20 protein-coding genes are annotated in these 17,400 nt (G+C 72.1%); 14 read left to right on the forward strand and 6 right to left on the reverse strand.

Annotated elements, in window-relative coordinates; genetic code table 11:
- Nucleotides 1-14: 14 nt before the first annotated feature.
- Both ACWDXC_RS07805 and ACWDXC_RS07810 read right to left on the reverse strand, forming a co-directional pair.
- Nucleotides 15-1,073: a lysylphosphatidylglycerol synthase domain-containing protein gene (locus tag ACWDXC_RS07805; protein ID WP_219510237.1), complete on the reverse strand. Its 1,059-nt coding sequence runs from the start codon at nucleotides 1,071-1,073 to the stop codon at nucleotides 15-17.
- A gap of 25 nt (nucleotides 1,074-1,098) precedes the next feature.
- A complete protein-coding gene (locus tag ACWDXC_RS07810) occupies nucleotides 1,099-1,917 on the reverse strand; it encodes a PIG-L deacetylase family protein (protein ID WP_449979250.1) in 819 nt (272 codons plus the stop codon).
- 38 nt (nucleotides 1,918-1,955) lie between these two features.
- Here ACWDXC_RS07810 and ACWDXC_RS07815 point away from each other — a divergent pair, with 38 nt between their 5' ends.
- From ACWDXC_RS07815 to ACWDXC_RS07825, 3 genes are read left to right on the forward strand one after another with little or no spacing between them, the layout of a single operon-like run.
- Nucleotides 1,956-3,062, forward strand: coding sequence for a glycosyltransferase family 4 protein (locus ACWDXC_RS07815; RefSeq protein ID WP_449979252.1), 1,107 nt, complete (start codon nucleotides 1,956-1,958; stop codon nucleotides 3,060-3,062).
- Nucleotides 3,063-3,076: 14 nt separating this feature from the next.
- Nucleotides 3,077-3,319 (forward strand): hypothetical protein, encoded by a 243-nt coding sequence (locus ACWDXC_RS07820; RefSeq protein ID WP_449979255.1) that lies wholly within the window; start codon nucleotides 3,077-3,079, stop codon nucleotides 3,317-3,319.
- Nucleotides 3,316-3,777, forward strand: coding sequence for a hypothetical protein (locus ACWDXC_RS07825; protein WP_357585625.1), 462 nt, complete (start codon nucleotides 3,316-3,318; stop codon nucleotides 3,775-3,777). Before ACWDXC_RS07820 ends, ACWDXC_RS07825 begins: the two co-directional genes overlap by 4 nt.
- Before the next feature lie 2 nt (nucleotides 3,778-3,779).
- Here ACWDXC_RS07825 and ACWDXC_RS07830 read toward each other — a convergent pair whose 3' ends face one another.
- Both ACWDXC_RS07830 and ACWDXC_RS07835 read right to left on the reverse strand, forming a co-directional pair.
- On the reverse strand, nucleotides 3,780-5,270 hold the full coding sequence (locus ACWDXC_RS07830; RefSeq protein ID WP_449979257.1) for a DUF2079 domain-containing protein: 1,491 nt from the start codon (nucleotides 5,268-5,270) through the stop codon (nucleotides 3,780-3,782).
- Nucleotides 5,271-5,307: 37 nt separating this feature from the next.
- Nucleotides 5,308-5,685 (reverse strand): hypothetical protein, encoded by a 378-nt coding sequence (locus tag ACWDXC_RS07835; protein WP_219510233.1) that lies wholly within the window; start codon nucleotides 5,683-5,685, stop codon nucleotides 5,308-5,310.
- A gap of 120 nt (nucleotides 5,686-5,805) precedes the next feature.
- On the opposite strand from ACWDXC_RS07835, the gene ACWDXC_RS07840 reads away from it, so the two are divergent.
- Entirely contained in the window at nucleotides 5,806-6,900 is a 1,095-nt protein-coding gene (locus tag ACWDXC_RS07840; protein ID WP_449979259.1) for an FAD-dependent oxidoreductase, read from the forward strand.
- A 61-nt stretch (nucleotides 6,901-6,961) separates the two neighbouring features.
- On the forward strand, nucleotides 6,962-8,074 hold the full coding sequence (locus ACWDXC_RS07845) for an aromatic ring-hydroxylating oxygenase subunit alpha (protein WP_449979261.1): 1,113 nt from the start codon (nucleotides 6,962-6,964) through the stop codon (nucleotides 8,072-8,074).
- Here ACWDXC_RS07845 and ACWDXC_RS07850 read toward each other — a convergent pair.
- Nucleotides 8,041-8,598, reverse strand: a complete 558-nt coding sequence (locus ACWDXC_RS07850) for a DUF1707 SHOCT-like domain-containing protein (RefSeq protein WP_449979263.1) — start codon at nucleotides 8,596-8,598, stop codon at nucleotides 8,041-8,043. The two genes, ACWDXC_RS07845 and ACWDXC_RS07850, sit on opposite strands and share 34 nt — an antisense overlap.
- Nucleotides 8,599-8,778: 180 nt before the next feature.
- Between ACWDXC_RS07850 and ACWDXC_RS07855 the strand changes: the two genes are divergently transcribed.
- A complete protein-coding gene (locus tag ACWDXC_RS07855; protein WP_449979265.1) occupies nucleotides 8,779-9,732 on the forward strand; it encodes an anti-sigma factor RsbA family regulatory protein in 954 nt (317 codons plus the stop codon).
- On the opposite strand, the gene ACWDXC_RS07860 is transcribed toward ACWDXC_RS07855, so the two are convergent.
- A complete protein-coding gene (locus ACWDXC_RS07860) occupies nucleotides 9,717-10,691 on the reverse strand; it encodes an aldo/keto reductase (protein ID WP_449979267.1) in 975 nt (324 codons plus the stop codon). The two genes, ACWDXC_RS07855 and ACWDXC_RS07860, sit on opposite strands and share 16 nt — an antisense overlap.
- A gap of 279 nt (nucleotides 10,692-10,970) precedes the next feature.
- Here ACWDXC_RS07860 and ACWDXC_RS07865 point away from each other — a divergent pair, with 279 nt between their 5' ends.
- The 8 genes from ACWDXC_RS07865 (at nucleotide 10,971) to ACWDXC_RS07900 (ending at nucleotide 17,311) form a co-directional block, all read left to right on the forward strand.
- On the forward strand, nucleotides 10,971-11,597 hold the full coding sequence (locus tag ACWDXC_RS07865) for a DUF998 domain-containing protein (protein ID WP_364174446.1): 627 nt from the start codon (nucleotides 10,971-10,973) through the stop codon (nucleotides 11,595-11,597).
- Nucleotides 11,598-11,675: 78 nt separating this feature from the next.
- A complete protein-coding gene (locus tag ACWDXC_RS07870) occupies nucleotides 11,676-12,134 on the forward strand; it encodes a universal stress protein (protein ID WP_219510226.1) in 459 nt (152 codons plus the stop codon).
- 150 nt (nucleotides 12,135-12,284) lie between these two features.
- Nucleotides 12,285-13,598: an APC family permease gene (locus tag ACWDXC_RS07875; protein ID WP_449979271.1), complete on the forward strand. Its 1,314-nt coding sequence runs from the start codon at nucleotides 12,285-12,287 to the stop codon at nucleotides 13,596-13,598.
- A gap of 119 nt (nucleotides 13,599-13,717) precedes the next feature.
- A complete protein-coding gene (locus tag ACWDXC_RS07880) occupies nucleotides 13,718-14,230 on the forward strand; it encodes a TrmH family RNA methyltransferase (RefSeq protein WP_449979274.1) in 513 nt (170 codons plus the stop codon).
- A gap of 45 nt (nucleotides 14,231-14,275) precedes the next feature.
- Nucleotides 14,276-14,899 carry a DsbA family oxidoreductase gene (locus ACWDXC_RS07885; RefSeq protein WP_449979277.1) on the forward strand — a complete coding sequence of 208 codons (624 nt, stop codon included), beginning with the start codon at nucleotides 14,276-14,278 and terminating at the stop codon, nucleotides 14,897-14,899.
- A 102-nt stretch (nucleotides 14,900-15,001) separates the two neighbouring features.
- The gene (locus ACWDXC_RS07890) at nucleotides 15,002-15,979 is read left to right on the forward strand and encodes a phosphotriesterase family protein (protein WP_449979280.1); all 978 of its coding nucleotides are present in this window, start codon (nucleotides 15,002-15,004) and stop codon (nucleotides 15,977-15,979) included.
- A 41-nt stretch (nucleotides 15,980-16,020) separates the two neighbouring features.
- Nucleotides 16,021-16,407, forward strand: a complete 387-nt coding sequence (locus tag ACWDXC_RS07895) for an STAS domain-containing protein (RefSeq protein ID WP_219510221.1) — start codon at nucleotides 16,021-16,023, stop codon at nucleotides 16,405-16,407.
- Between the two features lie 10 nt (nucleotides 16,408-16,417).
- Nucleotides 16,418-17,311: a sigma-70 family RNA polymerase sigma factor gene (locus tag ACWDXC_RS07900; RefSeq protein WP_449979283.1), complete on the forward strand. Its 894-nt coding sequence runs from the start codon at nucleotides 16,418-16,420 to the stop codon at nucleotides 17,309-17,311.
- Nucleotides 17,312-17,400 lie beyond the last annotated feature (89 nt).

The raw sequence follows: 17,400 nt of genomic DNA on the forward strand, positions 1-17,400 counted from the left end.
AGGGTTCGGGATAGTCACTGGGGGGCCTTCGAGATCGTGGACGGGGGATCCGCTGCGGCGCCTCGGCTGTTGCGCCTGCGCAGGAGCGCCCACGCCCCCAGCGCGAGGCCGCCGAACGGGATCTCGATAGTGTAAGTCCAGAAACCGAAGAGCAGTGCGGCGGCCGTCGCCGGCGGGGCCGCCACGCCGAACGTGGTCAGCAGCACGACCACGCCAGACTCCATGATCCCGGCGCCGCTCGGCGTGACGAGCACCGCCGTGAGCACCCGCGACAGCGCGAAGACGGCGATCGACTCGGCGAGCCCCGGCCAGGCGCCGGTGGCCAGCATGCAGGCGGCCATGATCGCCCACTGGAAGCCGAGGAAGAACACCATGCCGAACGACATGATCGGCCACCGGGTCCGCACGACGGTGGCGGTGTCGTGGCGCAGCCTCTCGAACGCCTGCGACGGGCGGACCTTGAGCCGCACCAGCCTGGCCAGGAAGTCGAGCCCCCGGCCCAGCACGGCGGCGGCCCGGTCCCAGTAGAGGGCGGCGGCGACCACCGCGCACAGGGCCAGGATCGAGATCGCGCCGACCCAGCCGGCGTTGGCCACGGTCGCGTTGGGCGCCTGCCCGGCCAGCAGCAGCGCGATGATCCCGACGGCCGGCAGGATGAACCTGAACAGCGTGTTCCAGATCCCGCTGACGAGCGTCATGACCACGATCGGCCGGTTGGCGAACCCCCAGCCCCTGGTCATCGCGAACGTCAGCGCCACCCCGGCCGCGCCGCCGAACGGCAGCAGGTTGCTGACCGCGCTCCCGGCGGCGTTGAGCGTGAGCGCCTGCGTGTGGCCCAGCCCCGGCAGCGACCCGGTCAGCACGAACGTGTAGGCGAGCAGGCTCAGCAGCCACACGGCCGTCATCAGCGCGATCATGCCGGCGTCGAGCGTGCCGAACACCGCGCCGATCTCCTGCCAGGAGACGGGCTTGCCGGTCAGCGTCTGCACGATCTGCGGCAGATAGACCACCAGCAGCACCGCGAGCCCGAGCGACAGGACGGACAGCGTGATCTGGAGCCACTTGTTCTTCATCGGAGCCCAGTCTGCCGGTAGCCGGCTACTTGGGCCATCGGTCGAAGGGATGACGCAGCCTCGTACCCGGGGGCAGGTCGCGGCGGACGAACCACTCGGTGCCGAACACCAGCCGGTAGAGCGGCCCCGGCACCTTGAGCATCACGGCCAGCGTGCGGTCGGTGTCGCCGCCGGTCGCCTGCGAGGCGTGGGCCTCCATCGCCGCCCGTTTCTGCCGGGCGTAGCGACGCACGTTGACGCGGTGGGTGATGGTCTCGCCGGAGGAGTAGGCGCTCTCGAACGTGCGCACGTCGAACTCCGGCGGGAACCGGTAGACCTTGCCCGCCGCCTTGAGCAGCTTGACCAGCGGGTCGCGGTTGACCGTCGCCTCCAGCACGACCTGCGTGCCGGCGATCTCCGCCGCGCGCCTGCCCACCCGGTGCACCTGCACGTGGTCGGGATGGCCGTAGCCGCCCGCCGGGTCGTAGATCGACAGCAGGTCGGCGTTCTCCTCCTGGAGGATGGCGGCCAGCGCGGTGGCGGCCTTCTCCGTGTCGGCGTCGATGAAGGCGTTGTCGGGCCGCTCCTCGGCGATGCCGCCCTTCGGGCTCAGCCCCGAGTCGCCGTAGCCCAGGCACTCGACGCGGGCGCAGCCGAGCGCGGCGGCCGAGGCGTAGAGCTCCTTCATGCGGGTCTCGCCCAGCGCCTCGCCCGGCCGGATCTCCGCCAGGCCGCGCTCGCCCGCGGTGGCCACCACGAGCACCACGCGGTGCCCTTCGGCCGCGAGCATCGCCATCGTGCCCGCCGTCAGCAGGGCCTCGTCGTCGGGGTGGGCGTGGAAGAACACAGCGGTACGTGGAGGCACAGGCCCAGATTAGTCTGGGAGGGGTGCGGATCTTTCACGTGAGTGACTGTTACCTGCCGAGACTCGGGGGAATCGAGGTGCAGGTCGCCGATCTCGTGCGAATGCAGCGCGAGTCCGGACACGAGGTGGAGCTGGCCACCGCCACCCGGGGCGAGGCGCTGCCCGGTGTGCACCGGATCGTGGCGCGTGTCCCGTTCGACCTGCCGGTGCACCCGGCGGGCGTGAGGCATCTCACCCGCCGCCTGGCCGGGTCCCGGCCCGACGTGGTGCACGTGCACACGGGGGCGGTCTCTCCGTTCGCCTGGCAGGGCGTGCGCGCCGCGGTCCGGCTCGGGCTGCCGTGCGTGGTGACGGTCCACAGCATGTGGGATCCGGTCACGCGCGCCCTCTATCGGCTGCTCGGCACGGCGTACGGATGGCAGCGGTGGGGGCTGGTGGCCACCACGGTCAGCAACGCGGCTGCGGCCCCGATCCGCGCGGTCGCCGGGCCCCGGGTGCCGGTGCACGTGGTGTCCAACGGGCTGGACCTGTCGGGCTGGCGCCGCTTCCCCGCCGAGAGCGTCCCCGACGACCGGGGCGAGGTGCATGTCGTGGCCGTCGGCAGGCTGGCCCCGCGCAAGCATCCGGTACGCCTGCTCAAGCTGCTGGAGCTGGCCAGGTCGCGGGTCCCGGCGCAGATCCCGCTGCGCGCGACCGTGGTCGGCGACGGCCCGGCCCGCGCCTCGATGGAGCGCTACCTGGCCCGGCACGGCATGACCGGCTGGGTGTCGCTGCCGGGCCGCCACACCCGCGAGCAGATCGCCAAGGTGCTGGAGTCGGCCGACGTGTTCGTGGCCCCGGCGCCGCGCGAGTCGTTCGGCATCGCCGCCCTGGAGGCGCGCGCGGCCGGGCTGCCGGTGGTGGCGCGGTCGCAGAGCGGGGTGGCCGACTTCGTCAGCGACGGCACCGAGGGCCTGCTCGGTCCTGACGTGAACGCGCTGGCCGACGCCGTGGCCAGGCTCAGCGTGGACCGTGAGCTGCGCGAGCGGATCACCCGGCACAACCGCGCCACGCCGCCGGCGGCGGGCTCGTGGCCCGCGGTCCTGGCCGGGTTCGACCGGGCCTACGCGGAGGCGGCCGCCCGCCCGACCACCCGCCCGAATTGAGGTATATTGTTACCATGGTAACAGCGGAGCGGACCCAGACCGGTCTCCGGGTGGAGAAGAACCTGCTCAAGGTCCTCAAGGGTCTGGCGGAATACCTGGACATGTCCCTGGGCGACCTCGTCGAGGGCATCACGCTCCACGCCTTCGAGGGTCGGGCGCCGTTCTCGCCCGAGACGCTCGGCAAGATCGACCAGCTCAAGTCCGTCTACGGCCTCACCCTGACCGCCGACGACGCGCACCGGCTGGTCGCCCGGTGACGGGGGTGCAGTATTCGCTCAGCGGCCTGGTCGCGGTGCCGCTGCCGCCCGCCGAGGCGCTGCTGCTGTTCACGCCGCGCGGCGAGGAGCGCTGGGTCAAGGGCTGGCGGCCGCGCTTCCCGATGCCCGCCGACGACGACTGCGCGCCCGGCACGGTCTTCGAGACCGACACCCACGGCGAGCGCACCACCTGGATCGTGGTCGACCGCCAGGAGGGCCGCCGCGTCTGCTACGCCCGCGTCACCCCCGGCTCCCGGGCCGGCACGGTCACCGTGACCGTCACCGGCGACACCCGGGGCGGCAGCACGGCCGAGGTCGTCTACGACCTCACCGCCCTGTCCCCGCAGGGCGCCCGCGAGCTGCGCGGGTTCGCCGACGGCTACGCCGACTACCTGCGCGGCTGGCAGACCGCCATCGCCGAGCACCTCAGCGCACCCGAGGCCGTGACCCCCGGCTGAGATCATGGAGCCCGGTTGAGCACCACGTAGCCGTCGCGCTCGAACACCTTCGTGTAGCCCTCCGCCAGGAGCCTGCCCACCTGGGCGAACTGCTCCTCGGCGGTGCCGAACGGGAACTCCCAGCGGGCCGTGTCGGCCACCACCCAGGGCGCGCCCTGCGGCCGTCCCGTCCACAGCAGGACCGTGGCGCGGCTGCTCAGGGCGGGCCCGACGGAGTTGGCCGCCTCGACCGTCACCCCCGACGGCACGTGCGCGACCGCCGCCTCGGCCGCGGCCGTCTTGACCGGGTCGCCCTTGTAGAAGGCGGGATGGTAAAGCTGGTCCAGGGCGAACCTCGGCACCAGCGTGACCGCCACCGCGCACACCGCCACCGCCCACGCCAGCGTCAGCGACCGGTCGCCGGGCCGCTTGACCCAGCGCAGCAGCCGGGCCAGCCCGTCCACGCCCGCGCAGAACAGGATCGCCACCGTGAACGCATTGTACTGGAAGTCCGCCTGCCACCACAGATGACGGTCGGCCAGCATGCGTTCGAGCACGTGCGGCAGCGCCACCAGCGACAGCGGTGAGAGCAGGCACAGCAGCAGCGTCGGCCACGCCAGCAGGAACAGCGTGTCGACCTTGGCCTCCTCGCTGAAGGGCAGCAGCAGCGCGGCGAGCGGATCGCGCAGCATCGTCAGCACCGCGCCCGGCACGTCAGGCCCGAGATGGCCGTAGGCCCAGAAGTCGGACGCCTGCCCGCCCAGCATCGGGACGAGCGCGCCCCGGGTCAGCATCACCCCGCCCAGCCCCACGGCCGCGCAGCACACGCCGCGGAAGCGGTCGCCCACGGCGAACAGGTAGGCGCCGAACCCGATCACCATCAGCCCCATGTCCTCCTTGACCAGGAGGAGCGTGAACAGGGCCACGAAAGCGGGCAGATGCCGGCCGGCCTGGTAGCGCTCGATCGCGACGGCGGTCAGCAGCGGCACGAACATGACCTCGTGCGCGTCGAACGCCACCGCCTGCGCCACCGGCCACGACAGCGCGTAGGCCAGAGCGACCAGGTAGGCGGGGCCGAGACCCAGCACGCGGCGGGTGAACAGCCAGATGAACGGGATCGCCGCCGCGAACAGCAGCGCCTGCGCCACGATCAGCGACCCGGGCCCGTCGTGCACCCAGTAGAAAGGCGCCAGCAGCGCGTAGATGGGAGAGAAGTGGTCGGCGAGCTGGAGGTAGTCCAGCCCCCGGTCGTGGAAGGCGCCGAGGACCGGCGCGTACGGGAGCCGGAAGGACGCGTAGTTGCGCACGGTCTGGTCGAGGATGACCAGGTCGAAGGTGCTGGTGCGGTAGGTGGCCAGCTCCACCAGGCCGATCACGGCGTACGCGACGGCCGACACCAGGCTGAGGAGCCCGACCCGCAGGCGGTCGCCCCTCAGCCAGGGGTTGAACCGGGTCATGAAACCGGAGAGAGTGGCGCCGACCTTGGGCCGCCCCACCAGCGTGTCGCCCGTCACGGGCAGCAAGACTAGACCGGTTTCATGCGGAACGTCATCAGCTGCAGGCGCCCTGGATCTTCGTCGCGGAGCTCTGGAGCTTGGTGACGGCGTCCATGGCGGCGGTCGGGTTCGCAGCGTCGATCTTGATGCTCTCCATGCCGCTGGCCATCTCGTCAAGGGCCGAGCGGAGCTCGCCGTCATAGTCGGCGGCCAGGGTCTTGATCTTGCCGGCGGCCTCCTGGCCGGCCTTCTCCATGGCGGAGGGGTCGGTGGCGGCGCCCGCGACCGAGGTGCTGAAGCCGTTCATGATCGTGGTGACCTCGCTGGCGACCTTGTTGCAGTCGACCGCGGTGCCGATCGCGCCGCACGCGGTGGTGAGGCCGGCAAGGGTGAGCGTCGCGATCGCGATCGCGATGCGGCGAGGGGGAGTCATGGTCTTGCCCTTCGTTGGTGTAGGAACGAGGGGACAGTATGGCGCAAACCTTGACCGACGCTTGCACCCCACTAGCATCATCGATATCAAGCCGACGTAAAGCGGGTATCTGTCCTCTTCGTGAGAGTGGTCGTGATCGGGGCGGGCGTGGCGGGTCTCGCTCTCGCGCGCGCTCTGATGGGCGGCGGGCACGAGGTCGAGGTGTTCGAGGAGGCCCCGGAGCCGCGTACGGCCGGCGGGTCCGTCACGCTCTGGCCTGGCAGCACCGCGATCCTGCGCGAGCTCGGCATCGACGCCGCCGCCGCCGGGCGGCGGCTGGAGACGCTGGAGTCCTGGTCGGCGCGGGGGCGGATGCTCAGCTCCGCCGACCTCACCGACGCCGAGCGCGCCTACGGCCATCCCACCGTGCACGTGGCGCGCGGCGAGCTGGTCGCGCTGCTCGCCGAGGGCGTCCCGGTCACGTACGGCGCCGCCGCCGAGGCCGTCGACCCCGGCGGCGCGCGGGCACGGCTGGCCGGCGGCCGGACGGTCCGCGGCGACGTGCTGGTGGGCGCGGACGGGCGCCGGTCGGCGGTGCGGCACGCCATGCTGGGCGGCGATCCCGCGCGGCTCAGCGGCTGGGCGACCTGGCAGGGGTTCACCACCGAGCCGACCGCGCTCATGGGCGCGGGCCGGGCCGTGCTGATCTCCGGCGGGGGCGGGCTGTGCGGGCTGATCCCGGCGGGCGGCGGGCGGCTGCTGTGGTGGTTCGACGTGCGCACGGCTCCCGGCAGGCCGCTGTGGGGCGACGACCCCGACCCGGTGGGGAAGCTGCGGCGGCTGTTCGGCGACCTGCCGGACCCGGTGCCGCGCATCCTCGCCACGATGACCGCGCCCGAGTTCTTCCCGCACCACACGTGGAAGATCCCGGACGTGTGGGGGCGCGGGCCGACCACGCTGGCCGGCGACTCCGCGCACACCATGCCGCCGACCCTGGCGCAGGGCGCCAACCAGGCGCTGGAGGACGCCTGGCTGCTGGCGCGCTCGGTCACCGGCGACCTGCGCGCCTACGAGCGGGCCCGCGCCAGGATGGTGCGCCGCTCGGCCGTGCTCGCCGGGATCGAGATCACCAACCGGCACGAGCCGCTGGCCCGGCTGGTGCCGAAACGGGTCGCGACCGGCCTGTGCACCCGGTGGCTCAGGTGGGCCAGCGGCTACCTCTTGACAGCCTCCTAGGCCGAGCTGACTATTCGCATATAGGGCAACTCGGTGCGTATTACGCAACAAGGAGTGTCTGTTGACCAGCACATCGAGCCTGATCTCCACGCTGCCCGGACGCTCCTACACCGACCCCGAGGTGTTCGCCCGCGAGCAGGCCCTGATCTTCGAATCGCTCTGGTTCTGCGCGGTCCGATCCGCCGAGCTCGCCGCCCCGGGCGCGTTCCGCACCGTCCAGGCCGGGCGCGAGAGCGTCATCGTGGTGCGGGGCCGCGACGGGCTGCTGCGGGCCTTCCTCAACGTCTGCCGGCACCGCGGCGCGCGGCTCTGCCTGGAGGAGGGCGGCGAGGTCAGGCGGACGATCCGGTGCGCTTACCACGCCTGGTCCTACGACCTCGACGGCACGCTGGCGGCTGCGCCCAACCTGGCGAGGATGCCGGACGTCGACCGGGTCGCCTACGGCCTGGTGCCCGTGGCGCTGCGCGAATGGCTCGGCTACGCGTGGATCTGCCTGTCCGGCGAGCCGCCCCCGTTCGAGGAGAGCGTGACGCACGCCGCCACCGAACGGCTCGGCGACCCGGCCGCCATCGAGCGCTACCACGCCGACGAGCTCGCCGTCGGCCGCCGCGTCCGCTACGACGTGCGCGCCAACTGGAAGCTCATCGTCGAGAACTTCATGGAGTGCTACCACTGCGCGACCATCCACCCCGAGCTCACGGCGGTGCTGCCGGAGTTCGCCGGAGGATACGCGGCGCAGTACTACGTGGGGCACGGCGCCGCGTTCGCCGAACGGGCCGAGGGGTTCACCGTCGACGGCGCCGCCGGGTTCGGCAAGCTGCCCGACGTCGCGCCCGAGCAGGACCGGCGCTACTACGCGGTCACCGTCAAGCCGCAGGTCTTCGTCAACCTGGTGCCCGACCACGTGATCGTGCACCGGATGTTCCCGCTGGCCGCCGACCGCACGATCGTGGAGTGCGACTGGCTCTACCACCCCGACGTGGTCGCCTCGGGGGCCGACCTGTCACGCTCCGTCGAGCTGTTCCACCGGGTCAACGAGCAGGACTTCGACGCCTGCGAGCGGACCCAGCTCGGCATGTCGTCACGCGCCTACGCCGACGGCGGCGTGCTGGTGCCCAGCGAGCACCACATCTTCGCGTTTCACGACTGGGTGAACCAGCGCTTGCGCGGATAGCGGACCGCGAGCGCGCCGTACTTGGTCTCGCCCGTCACCACCACGTGCAGCACCCCGGGCCGCTGACGCCCGGGCACGTCGGCGGTGGACGTGGTGCCGTACGTGGTGCGGAACCCGTCGACGTTGGCCGAGGCGCCCGGCGGCAGCACGATCTTGGCGGACCCGTACTTGAGGTCGAGCTCGACCTCCACCACGGGATGGGCGATGACCGCCTGGCTGAAGTCGAGGTGGACGCCGCCGTGCTTGGAGACGGCACGCAGCCGGCGCGGCACCGCCCAGTCGCCGGCGCGCTTGAGCTCGTCATGCTTGGTCTCCAGCACGACCACGTCGTTCACCTGCGGCGTGTCGGCGGGCAGGTCCTCGACGACCTTGACCAGGTCGCTCTGGACCTTGGCACTCAGCGCCCGTTCGAGCCGGTCCTCCAGCTCGAACTGGTCCAGACGCCCCTCGGTGAAGGCGCGCTGCAACTGCTGGGTGACGAGTTCCCGATCCGCGTCGGATGCGCGGATCTGCATTTCCGACATGTCTTGAGCATAGGGTCGCATCGGTCAGAACGGGAGTGGACGGCCTGCGGGGGTACGCAGATCGAGGGGGAGCGGGCGGCGAGGGGGCCGGGGCCGCTGTACGATCTGAAGTCTCTTCACACTGAATAGCTACCCAACACTCGGCCTTGATGACCCCAACGCCGGGTAGCGTGAAAGGCGATGTTGGCAGACCCGTTCGTGCACCCGGCACTCTTCTACAGAGGCGATCGGGAATACGTTGCTGCCACGACCCGGTTCATCCGCGAGGGCCTGGACGCCGGCGAGCCCGTGGCCGTCGCCGTTCCGGCGCGTAACCTCGAGCTGATCGAGGCCGTGCTGGGCGCCGATGCCGCCCGTGTGACCATGCTCGACATGCTCAAGGCGGGGCGCAATCCCGGGCGGATCATCCCGGGCGTGCTGCGCGACTTCGCCGACCGCCATCCCGGCGAGCACGTGCGCATCATCGGCGAGCCGATCTGGCCCGGGCGCAGCGCGACCGAATACCCGGCGTGCGCCCAGCACGAGGCGCTGATCAACTACGCGTTCCGGGGCAGGCAGGTCACGATCCTGTGCCCGTACGACCTGGACGGGCTCGACCCCGAGGTCATCCGCGAGGCCGCGCTCACCCACCCCGTGCTGCGCGACGAGGAGGGGGAGCGCGTCAGCGACCTCTACGCGCCGCAGGCGGTCGTCGACGGGCACAACCGCCCGCTCGACGAGCCGGGCGAGCACGTCGCGCTCCGCTTCGACCGCCACAACCTGGCGGCGGCCCGCCTGCTCGCCGGTGAGGTGGGCGACAAGCTGGGGTTCACCGGCGAGCGGCTCGACGACATCCGGCTGGTCGTCGCCGAGCTCAGCGCCAACAGCCTCGACCACGGCGGCGGCGCCGGCGTGATCCGCGTGTGGCACGCCGACGGCCGGCTGGTCTGCGAGGTGAGCGACGCCGGGCACATCACCGACCCGCTGGCCGGGCGCGCCCCCGTCGACCCGCGCGTGCCCGGCTCGCGCGGGCTGCTCATCGTCAACCTGCTGAGCGACCTCGTCCGCGTGCACACCCGGGCCGGAGCCACCGCCATCCGGGCCTACTTCGACCTGCCCGGACGGCGCTCCGTACCCGCTCAGGACTCCAGGTAGGCCATGTCGGCGTAGCGGTCGCCGCGCACCGCGCCGGCGGGCACCGCCCGCTCCAGCGCGGCGAGCTGCTCGGCGGTCAGCTCGATGTCCGCCGCCGCCGCGTTCTCCTCCAGATAGCGCAGCCGCTTGGTGCCCGGGATCGGCACCACGTCGCGCCCCTGGGCGAGCACCCAGGCCAGGGCGAGCTGCGCCGTCGTCACCCCGGCCGCCTCGGCGATCCTGGTGACCTCGGCGACCATGGCGGCGTTGTGCTCGGCGTTCTGTCCCGTGTTGCGCGGCATCCACTTGCGGAAGTCGTCGTCGGGCAGCTCGTCGGCCGGCGGCAGGGCGCCGGTGAGGAAGCCCCGGCTGATCGGCGAGTAGGCGACCAGCGCCACGCCCAGCTCGCGGGCCGTGGGCAGGATCTCCGCCTCCAGGCCCCGGGTGAACAGCGAGTACTCGCTCTGCAGCGCGGCGATCGGGTGCACGGCCGCCGCCTTGCGCAGCGTCGCCGCGCTCACCTCCGACAGCCCGAGATGGCGTACCTTGCCCTGCTGGACCAGCTCGGCCATCGCGCCGACCGAGTCCTCGACGGGCACGTCCGGGTTGCGGCGGTGCATGTAGTAGAGGTCGATGTGGTCGACGCCGAGCCGGCGCAGCGAGGCGTCGCAGGCCGTCCGGATGTAGTCGGGGCTGTTCTCGATCGTGCGGGCGCCGCCGGCGCGGTTCACGCCGAACTTGGTGGCGAGCACGACCTCGTCCCGGCGGCCCTTGATCGCCCGGCCCACCAGCTCCTCGTTGTGCCCGCTGCCGTACATGTCGGCGGTGTCCAGAAAATTCATGCCCAGGTCGAGGGCGCGGTGAATGACCGAGATCGACTCCGCCTCGTCGCCCTTGCCGTAGAACTCCGACATGCCCATGCAGCCCAGCCCCAGAGCCGAGACCTCCGGGCCGTCCGTGCCGAGTGTGCGCCTGTTCATCCGTGTCCCCTGTACATGTCGATCGTGTGGTCCAGGGCCGCTCCCCGACCGCCTCCGGGCCTTCCTGAGCAGCTCATGCATCCAGGGTCGCCCTTTGAGCGCGCTCTAAGTCAAATCCCTACTCCCCCTGAGGGGGCAATCCCTACCAGGGTCTGTATCCCCGCAGGTCATCATGCCCCTGACAGGGGTATTAAGACCGAAGTAGTAGGGGATTCCTCAGGGCCCGCCGGGGGTGATCTCCGATACTCCGCGAAGCCGGATTCCGCCACGTTTGTAGGCATGAAGGGTTTGCTTGTCAGCGGATTCACGGCCATCGGCACCGGCGCGGGCGCCATGTTCACCCTGCACGCCGAGACGGGGCTGGACCCGATGCACACGGTGATCAGCGAGTACGCCTTCCAGGCGGCCGGCTGGCTGCTGCCGCTGTCGCTGACCCTGTTCGCGGTGGGCTCGACGCTGATCGCCGAGGCCGTGCGCCGGGCCGGGGCGGACCGCCGCGTCGTCGCCCTGCTGCTGGTGTGGGGCGCGAGCATGTTCCTCATCGGCGCGTTCCCGACCGACCCGCCCGGCGTCGAGCTGTCGCTGTCGGGCGCCGTCCACCGCTACGCCGCCTTCGTCGCCTTCCTGGTCATGCCCGTCGCGGGACTGCTGCTGGCCAGGGCCCGCGTCCGCCACGCCCGCGCCGTCCGCGTGCTCAGCACCATCGCCCTGGTCGCCCTGGTCGCCGTCGTGATCCCGTACGTGGTCCGGATGTTCGGCATCCCGCTGGCCAACGAGGACTTCCCGGCGGGGCTGATCCAGCGCACCGTGGTCGTCACCGAGCTCGCCGTCCTCGCCCTGGCCGGGATGTCGGCGCTCAACCCCGCCGCCCGCCGAGTGCCCGCCCTGGCCCGCCCCCTTGCCTGAGCCCTTGCCCGAGCAGGAGTGAACGGCTCTCCCTCGGTTAGAGGGGGAGCCTGACACTTTGCTCACGGAGGTATCGGCATGACCATCCTGATCGCCTACGACGGCTCCGACGACGCCAAGGCCGCCATCGCCTTCGCCGGCAAGATGTTCCCCGGCCGGCACGCGGTGGTGCTGACCGTGTGGGAGCGGCTGGCGATGACCTCCGCCCGGGCGTCCGCCGGGCTCATCATGACGATCGACAACTCCGCCGCCGAGGACGAGGCCATCGGCAAGGCCATGCGCGAGCTCGCCGAGCACGGCGCCTCCCTCGCCACCGAGGCCGGCCTGGACGCCACCCCGCGCTGCTCCTCCGACGCCGTGGCCGTCTGGGCCACGATCGTCGACACGGCCGACGAGCTGGACGCCGAGCTGATCGTCACCGGCACCCGGGGGCTCGGCGGTGTGCGCTCGCTCCTGCTGGGCAGCACCTCCGACCGCGTCCTGCACCACTCCCGCCGCCCCGTCCTCGTCGTCCCCGGACCGGAGTCCGGGGCCTGATCGTCCTTTGGTCGTCCCCGGCCGCGGCCGGGGGTTGGTCGTCCCCGGAGCCCACCGTCCACCCACACCCGCTGGGCTCCGGGGCGCTCGTCGAAACGCCGCCCGCCATTTCCCCCGCGTATCCCGGGCCGATGGGAAAGTGTCGGCCCGATGGTGCAGAGTTGCCTCCTGGAACGAGGAGGGCGCGTGGCCGCAGGGCTGGCGAGAAGGTTGGGCACCGGCGACGCGGTGGTCGTCGGGCTCAGCGCCATGGTGGGCGCCGGCGTGTTCGCGGCCTTCGCCCCCGCCGCGCGGGCGGCCGGCACGTGGCTGCTCGCCGCGCTCGCCCTGGCCGGCCTGGTGGCCTACTGCAACGCGACCTCCTCGGCGCGCCTGGCCGCGCTCTACCCCGAGTCCGGCGGCACGTACGTCTACGGCAGGCGTCGCCTCGGCCCGTTCTGGGGCTACCTCGCGGGCTGGGGCTTCACGATCGGCAAGACCGCCTCCTGCGCCGCGATGGCGCTCACCTTCGGCGCCTACGCGGCCCCCGCGCTCGCCCGCCCGCTGGCCGTCGCCGCCGTGGTGGTGCTCACCGCGCTCAACCTGTTCGGGGTGCAGCGCTCCGCCGCCGCGGCCCGGGTGATGGTGGCGTTCGTCCTGCTGGTGCTGGCCGGGGTCGTCGTGGCGGCCTTCGCGGGCGGTCCGCCCGGCGTTTCCCAGGTCACGGCCCTGGCCGCCGGGGCGCCCGCCGGCCTGGCCGCCCCCGGGCTGTGGGGAGTGCTCCAGGGCGCGGGGCTGCTGTTCTTCGCGTTCGCCGGATATGCACGGATCGCCACGCTGGGGGAGGAGGTGCGCGATCCCGCCCGGACCATCCCGCGTGCCATCGGCGTCGCGCTGGCCGTCACGTTCGTCGTCTACGCCCTGGTGGCGGTGGCCGCGCTCGGCACGCTGACCGCGTGGGGGCTGGCGGGCTCCGGCGCGCCGCTGGCCGACGTGGTGAGCGCGGCCGGGGCGGAGTGGATGCGGCCGGTGGTCGCCGCCGGCGCGGCGGTGGCGGCCCTCGGCGCGCTGCTCGCGCTCATGCTCGGGGTGTCGCGCACGGTCCTGGCGATGGCCAGGGAGCACGACCTGCCCGGCGTGTTCGCCGCCGTCCACCCCGGAGCGCAGGTGCCGCGCCGGGCCGAGCTCGCCGTCGCGGCGGCGGTGATCGTCCTGCTGCTGGTCGCCGACCTGCGCGGGGCCATCGGGTTCTCCTCCTTCGGCGTGCTCGTCTACTACGCCGTCGCCAACGCCGCCGCGTTCACCCTGCGCCGCGACGAGGGCGCGCCGCCGAAGGCCGTGCCGGTGCTCGGGCTGGCCCTGTGCCTGCTGCTCGCCGCCACCCTCCCGCTCGCCTCCGTGCTCGCGGGCCTGGCCGTCTTCGCGGCCGGCGCCGTCCTCTGGGCCGTACGCCACCGCCTCCGGCAGGGCCGGCCGTCACCCTGACGCACCTGGGCCGGGCGGGTCCGGCGGGGTTATGCTGGAGGCTCCCGTCGATGGCTCGGGCGTGCCGCTGAAAGCGCCCATCACATGAAGACCTCCGCGGAGGAGATCCGCCCGCGCGCATGAGCGGGGTCAGGGTCCGTACGAGCAAGGACCTCAAGTCCGCCCGGCGACGGCGGCCGCCCCGGTGCCTGGGGCACCTGACCGTCGCGCCGCTGTGGCCGATGCACACCGCCAATCTGGGCACGCTGCTGCGCACCTGCGACGCCGTCGGCGCGTGCCTGGCCGTGCCCCGGCTGCCGTGGGTGCCGGAGGCGCTGGCCAAGGGCAACACGCTGCGCACCGGGGCCTGCGTCCACTGGGTGCGGCCGCTGCGCTGGCTCGCCGAACGGCGCGAGCGGGGCGAGCAGGTGGTCGGCGTCGAGCTGGCCGAGGAGGCCGTCCGGCTGGCCGACCTGCCCATGGCCAGGCAGCCGACCGTCGTCGTGCTCGGCCACGAGGCCGACGGCATCCCGCCCGAGGCGCTCGACCTGCTCGACCTGGTCGTCGAGATCCCCATGATCGGCACCGGCGCGAGCCTGAACGTGGCCGTCGCGGGGTCACTCGTCCTCTACAAGCTGGCCGGGTTCAGCTGAGCCGAAGTTGACCCCAACCGTGGTTGAGGTTGCAGGATCGGGCGCATGAAGGTGGAAATCTACGCCGATGTGCTCTGCCCGTGGTGCTACATCGGCAAGAGGCGGCTGACGGCCGCCCTGGAGACGGTCGCCGGCCGGGAGTCCGTCGAGCTCGTCTGGCGCGCCTACGAGCTGGCGCCGGAGCAGGGCCGCGTCCCCGGCCCGACCGCCGCCGAGGCGATGGGCGAATGGTGGGGCGACCAGGCGCCGGCCCGGGTCGCGCACATCCAGGCCCTGGGCGCCGCCGAGGGCCTGGAGCTCAACCTGGGGCTGGCCAGGCCGGTGAGCACGTTCGACGCGCACCGGCTCAACCTCCTCGCCGCCCGGCACGGGCTGGCCGCCGAGATGATGGAACGGCTGCTGCGCGCCTACCACACCGAGGGCCTGAACGTGGCCGACCCGGACGTGCTGCGCCGCCTCGGCGCGGAGGCGGGCCTGGACGCCGGCGAGGTCGACGCGGTGCTGACCGGCGACGCGCACGCCGACGACGTACGCGCCGACCGGCGCAGCGCGGCCGAGCGGGGCATCACGGGCGTCCCGACCCTGGTGATCGACGGCGGCCCGCCGGTCCCCGGCGTCCAGCCCGTCGCCGACCTGCGCCGCCTGCTGGAGCTCGCGCTGGCCAGATGATTCCCGCCGGGCGCTCGCCGCGGGGTTGCCGGGCGCGTACGTTGACGTGCATGTGAGGCGGCTTTACATTGGCGCGGTCGGCCCAGCAGGCACGGAGGCCCCATGACCACAGTCAGCACCGTCCGCGGGCCCGTCGAGGTCGACCGGCTCGGCCAGACGCTCATGCACGAGCACGTGTTCGTCACCTCCACCGAGCACCTGGACAACTACGGCAAAGGCGCCTGGTGGGACGAGGAGTACCGGGTCGCCGACGCGATCACGAAGCTGAACGCGGTGGCGGCCAAGGGGGTCAGGACGATCGTCGACCCCACGGTGTGGGGGCTCGGGCGCTACATCCCCCGCATCCAGCGCATAGCGGCTGAAGTGCCCGATCTGCACATCATCGTCGCCACCGGCCTCTACACCTTCGACGAACTGCCCCACCAGTACGAACACCGGGGGCCGGGGCTGCTCATCGACATGCCGGACCCGATGATCGAGGACTTCGTCCGCGACCTGACCGAAGGCATCGCCGACACGGGCGTCAAGGCGGCGTTCCTCAAATGCGTCGTCGAGCACAAGGGCCTGACGCCCGGCGTCGAGCGGGTCTGCCGCGCCGTCGCGCAGGCCCACCTGCGCACCGGCGCGCCGATCACCGTCCACACGAACTCGTTCACCCAGAGCGGGCTCCCGGCCCTCGACCTGTTCGCCAAGGAGGGCGTGAACCTGGCCAAGGTCGTGGTCGGCCACGCCGGTGACAGTAACGATTTGGATTACTTGATGAAGCTGGCCGACACCGGCGCCACGCTCGGCATGGACCGCTTCGGGCTCGACCTCTACAACCCGACGGCGCAGCGCGTGGCCACGATCGCCGCGCTGTGCCGCCGCGGCTACGCCGACCGGATGGTGCTCAGCCACGACGCCGCCTGCTTCAACGACTACTTTCCCGAGGCCTGGGACGAGACCCGCGCCGCCCTGGCGCCCAACTGGAGATACGATCACATCCACGACGACGTGCTGGCCGCGCTGACGGAGTCTGGTGTGACCGGCGAGCAGATCGAACGGATGCTGGTGTTCAACCCCCGTCAACTGTTCTCGTAAAGTGGGGGGAAGGTAAGAGCAACGCAGGTAGGTGGAACTGGGTGACTTCGGACCAGGCCTTGTCGATCAGCCTCGGGCTTCAGGGGCCGTGTGTCATCGCAAGGCTGACCGGCGACTTCGATTTCGGCTCCGCGGCCGAGGTCCGTGATCGCGTCACCAAGGCGCTCGACCTGACCCAGCCGCCGATGCTCGTCATCGACATGCAGGCCGTCGCGGTCTGCGACTCCTCGGGCCTGTCCGTCCTCGTCTACCTGCACAAGGCCGTCACCGCCTCCGGCGGGCGGCTGCTGCTGTCCGGGCTCAACGGCAGGTGCAAGCACCTGTTCGCGATCACCGCGCTCGACAAGTTCTTCGACATCCGCACCACCGCCGAGCTCGCCATCGCCGAACTCAGCGAAGACGGGAATTCACCGCCGTTTACCGGGTAGTTGCCTCGGCATGCCGGTCCAAGAGCCCGATCTGCTCGGCCTTTACCTGAAGCAGATCGGCACGACCCCCTTGCTCACCGCCGCGGACGAAGTGGAGCTGGCCCAGCGGATCGAAGCCGGGCTGTACGCCGGGCACCTCATCGCCTCCGGCGCGGGCACCGCCGAGCTCGACCTCGTCCGCCGAGACGGGCAGCGTGCCAAGGACCTGCTCATCGGGTCCAACCTCCGGCTGGTGGTCGCCGCCGCCCGACGCTACGCCCACCGCGGGCTGCCGCTCGTCGACGTCATCCAGGAGGGCAACCTCGGGCTGATCAGGGCGGTGGAGAAGTTCGACTACCGGCGCGGCTACAAGTTCTCCACGTACGCGATGTGGTGGATCCGCCAGGCGATCGAACGGGGCATCCACGACAAGAGCCGCACCGTACGGCTGCCCGTCCACGTGGCGGAGGAGCTGGCGCGGCTGCTGCGGGCCGAACGCGCGCTCGCCGCCTCGCTCGGCCGCACGCCCGGCGACGACGAGCTGGCCGAGGCCGCCGGGCGCACGCCGGAGCAGGTGGCGGGGCTGCGCGGGCTCGCCAGGGACACGGTCAGCCTGGACACGCCCGTCGGCGAGAACGGCGAGAGCAGCATCGGCGACCTGCTCGCCGACGAGGACGGGCCGCAGGTGCAGGAGCTGGCCGAGCGGCGGGCGCTGAGCGTCTCGGTGAACGAGGTGATCACGTCGCTGCCGCCGAGGGAGGCGGTGATCCTCAGACTCCGGTACGGGCTCGCCGGGGAAGAGGTCTGGACTTATAGCGATATTGCGCGACAAATGGGGCTGACCCGGGAGCGGATCCGCCAACTGGAGAAGCAGGCGCTCAAACGGCTCAGCAAGGACGGGCCGCTGCTCGCCTGGGCTTCGTAACCGTCCCGCTCCTTGATGTCGCCCGGCGGCCGGTGGTCAATGGAGATGCCGCCTTCAACTGGGGGAGGCGGCCGAACCGGTTCGCCAAG

It is taken from the genome of Nonomuraea sp. NPDC003214, assembly GCF_053590035.1.

Excerpts from the sequence above, each read along its gene's own strand:
- ACWDXC_RS07835 (WP_219510233.1), bottom strand. The coding sequence starts at position 5,685 with ATGACTCCCCCTCGCCGCATCGCGATCGCGATCGCGACGCTCACCCTT.
- ACWDXC_RS07885 (WP_449979277.1), top strand. The coding sequence starts at position 14,276 with ATGAAGGTGGAAATCTACGCCGATGTGCTCTGCCCGTGGTGCTACATC.
- ACWDXC_RS07875 (WP_449979271.1), top strand. The coding sequence starts at position 12,285 with ATGGTGCAGAGTTGCCTCCTGGAACGAGGAGGGCGCGTGGCCGCAGGG.
- ACWDXC_RS07855 (WP_449979265.1), top strand. The coding sequence starts at position 8,779 with ATGTTGGCAGACCCGTTCGTGCACCCGGCACTCTTCTACAGAGGCGAT.
- ACWDXC_RS07820 (WP_449979255.1), top strand. The coding sequence starts at position 3,077 with ATGGTAACAGCGGAGCGGACCCAGACCGGTCTCCGGGTGGAGAAGAAC.
- ACWDXC_RS07865 (WP_364174446.1), top strand. The coding sequence starts at position 10,971 with ATGAAGGGTTTGCTTGTCAGCGGATTCACGGCCATCGGCACCGGCGCG.
- ACWDXC_RS07805 (WP_219510237.1), bottom strand. The coding sequence starts at position 1,073 with ATGAAGAACAAGTGGCTCCAGATCACGCTGTCCGTCCTGTCGCTCGGG.
- ACWDXC_RS07900 (WP_449979283.1), top strand. The coding sequence starts at position 16,418 with ATGCCGGTCCAAGAGCCCGATCTGCTCGGCCTTTACCTGAAGCAGATC.
- ACWDXC_RS07880 (WP_449979274.1), top strand. The coding sequence starts at position 13,718 with ATGAGCGGGGTCAGGGTCCGTACGAGCAAGGACCTCAAGTCCGCCCGG.
- ACWDXC_RS07860 (WP_449979267.1), bottom strand. The coding sequence starts at position 10,691 with ATGAACAGGCGCACACTCGGCACGGACGGCCCGGAGGTCTCGGCTCTG.
- ACWDXC_RS07890 (WP_449979280.1), top strand. The coding sequence starts at position 15,002 with ATGACCACAGTCAGCACCGTCCGCGGGCCCGTCGAGGTCGACCGGCTC.
- ACWDXC_RS07870 (WP_219510226.1), top strand. The coding sequence starts at position 11,676 with ATGACCATCCTGATCGCCTACGACGGCTCCGACGACGCCAAGGCCGCC.
- ACWDXC_RS07850 (WP_449979263.1), bottom strand. The coding sequence starts at position 8,598 with ATGTCGGAAATGCAGATCCGCGCATCCGACGCGGATCGGGAACTCGTC.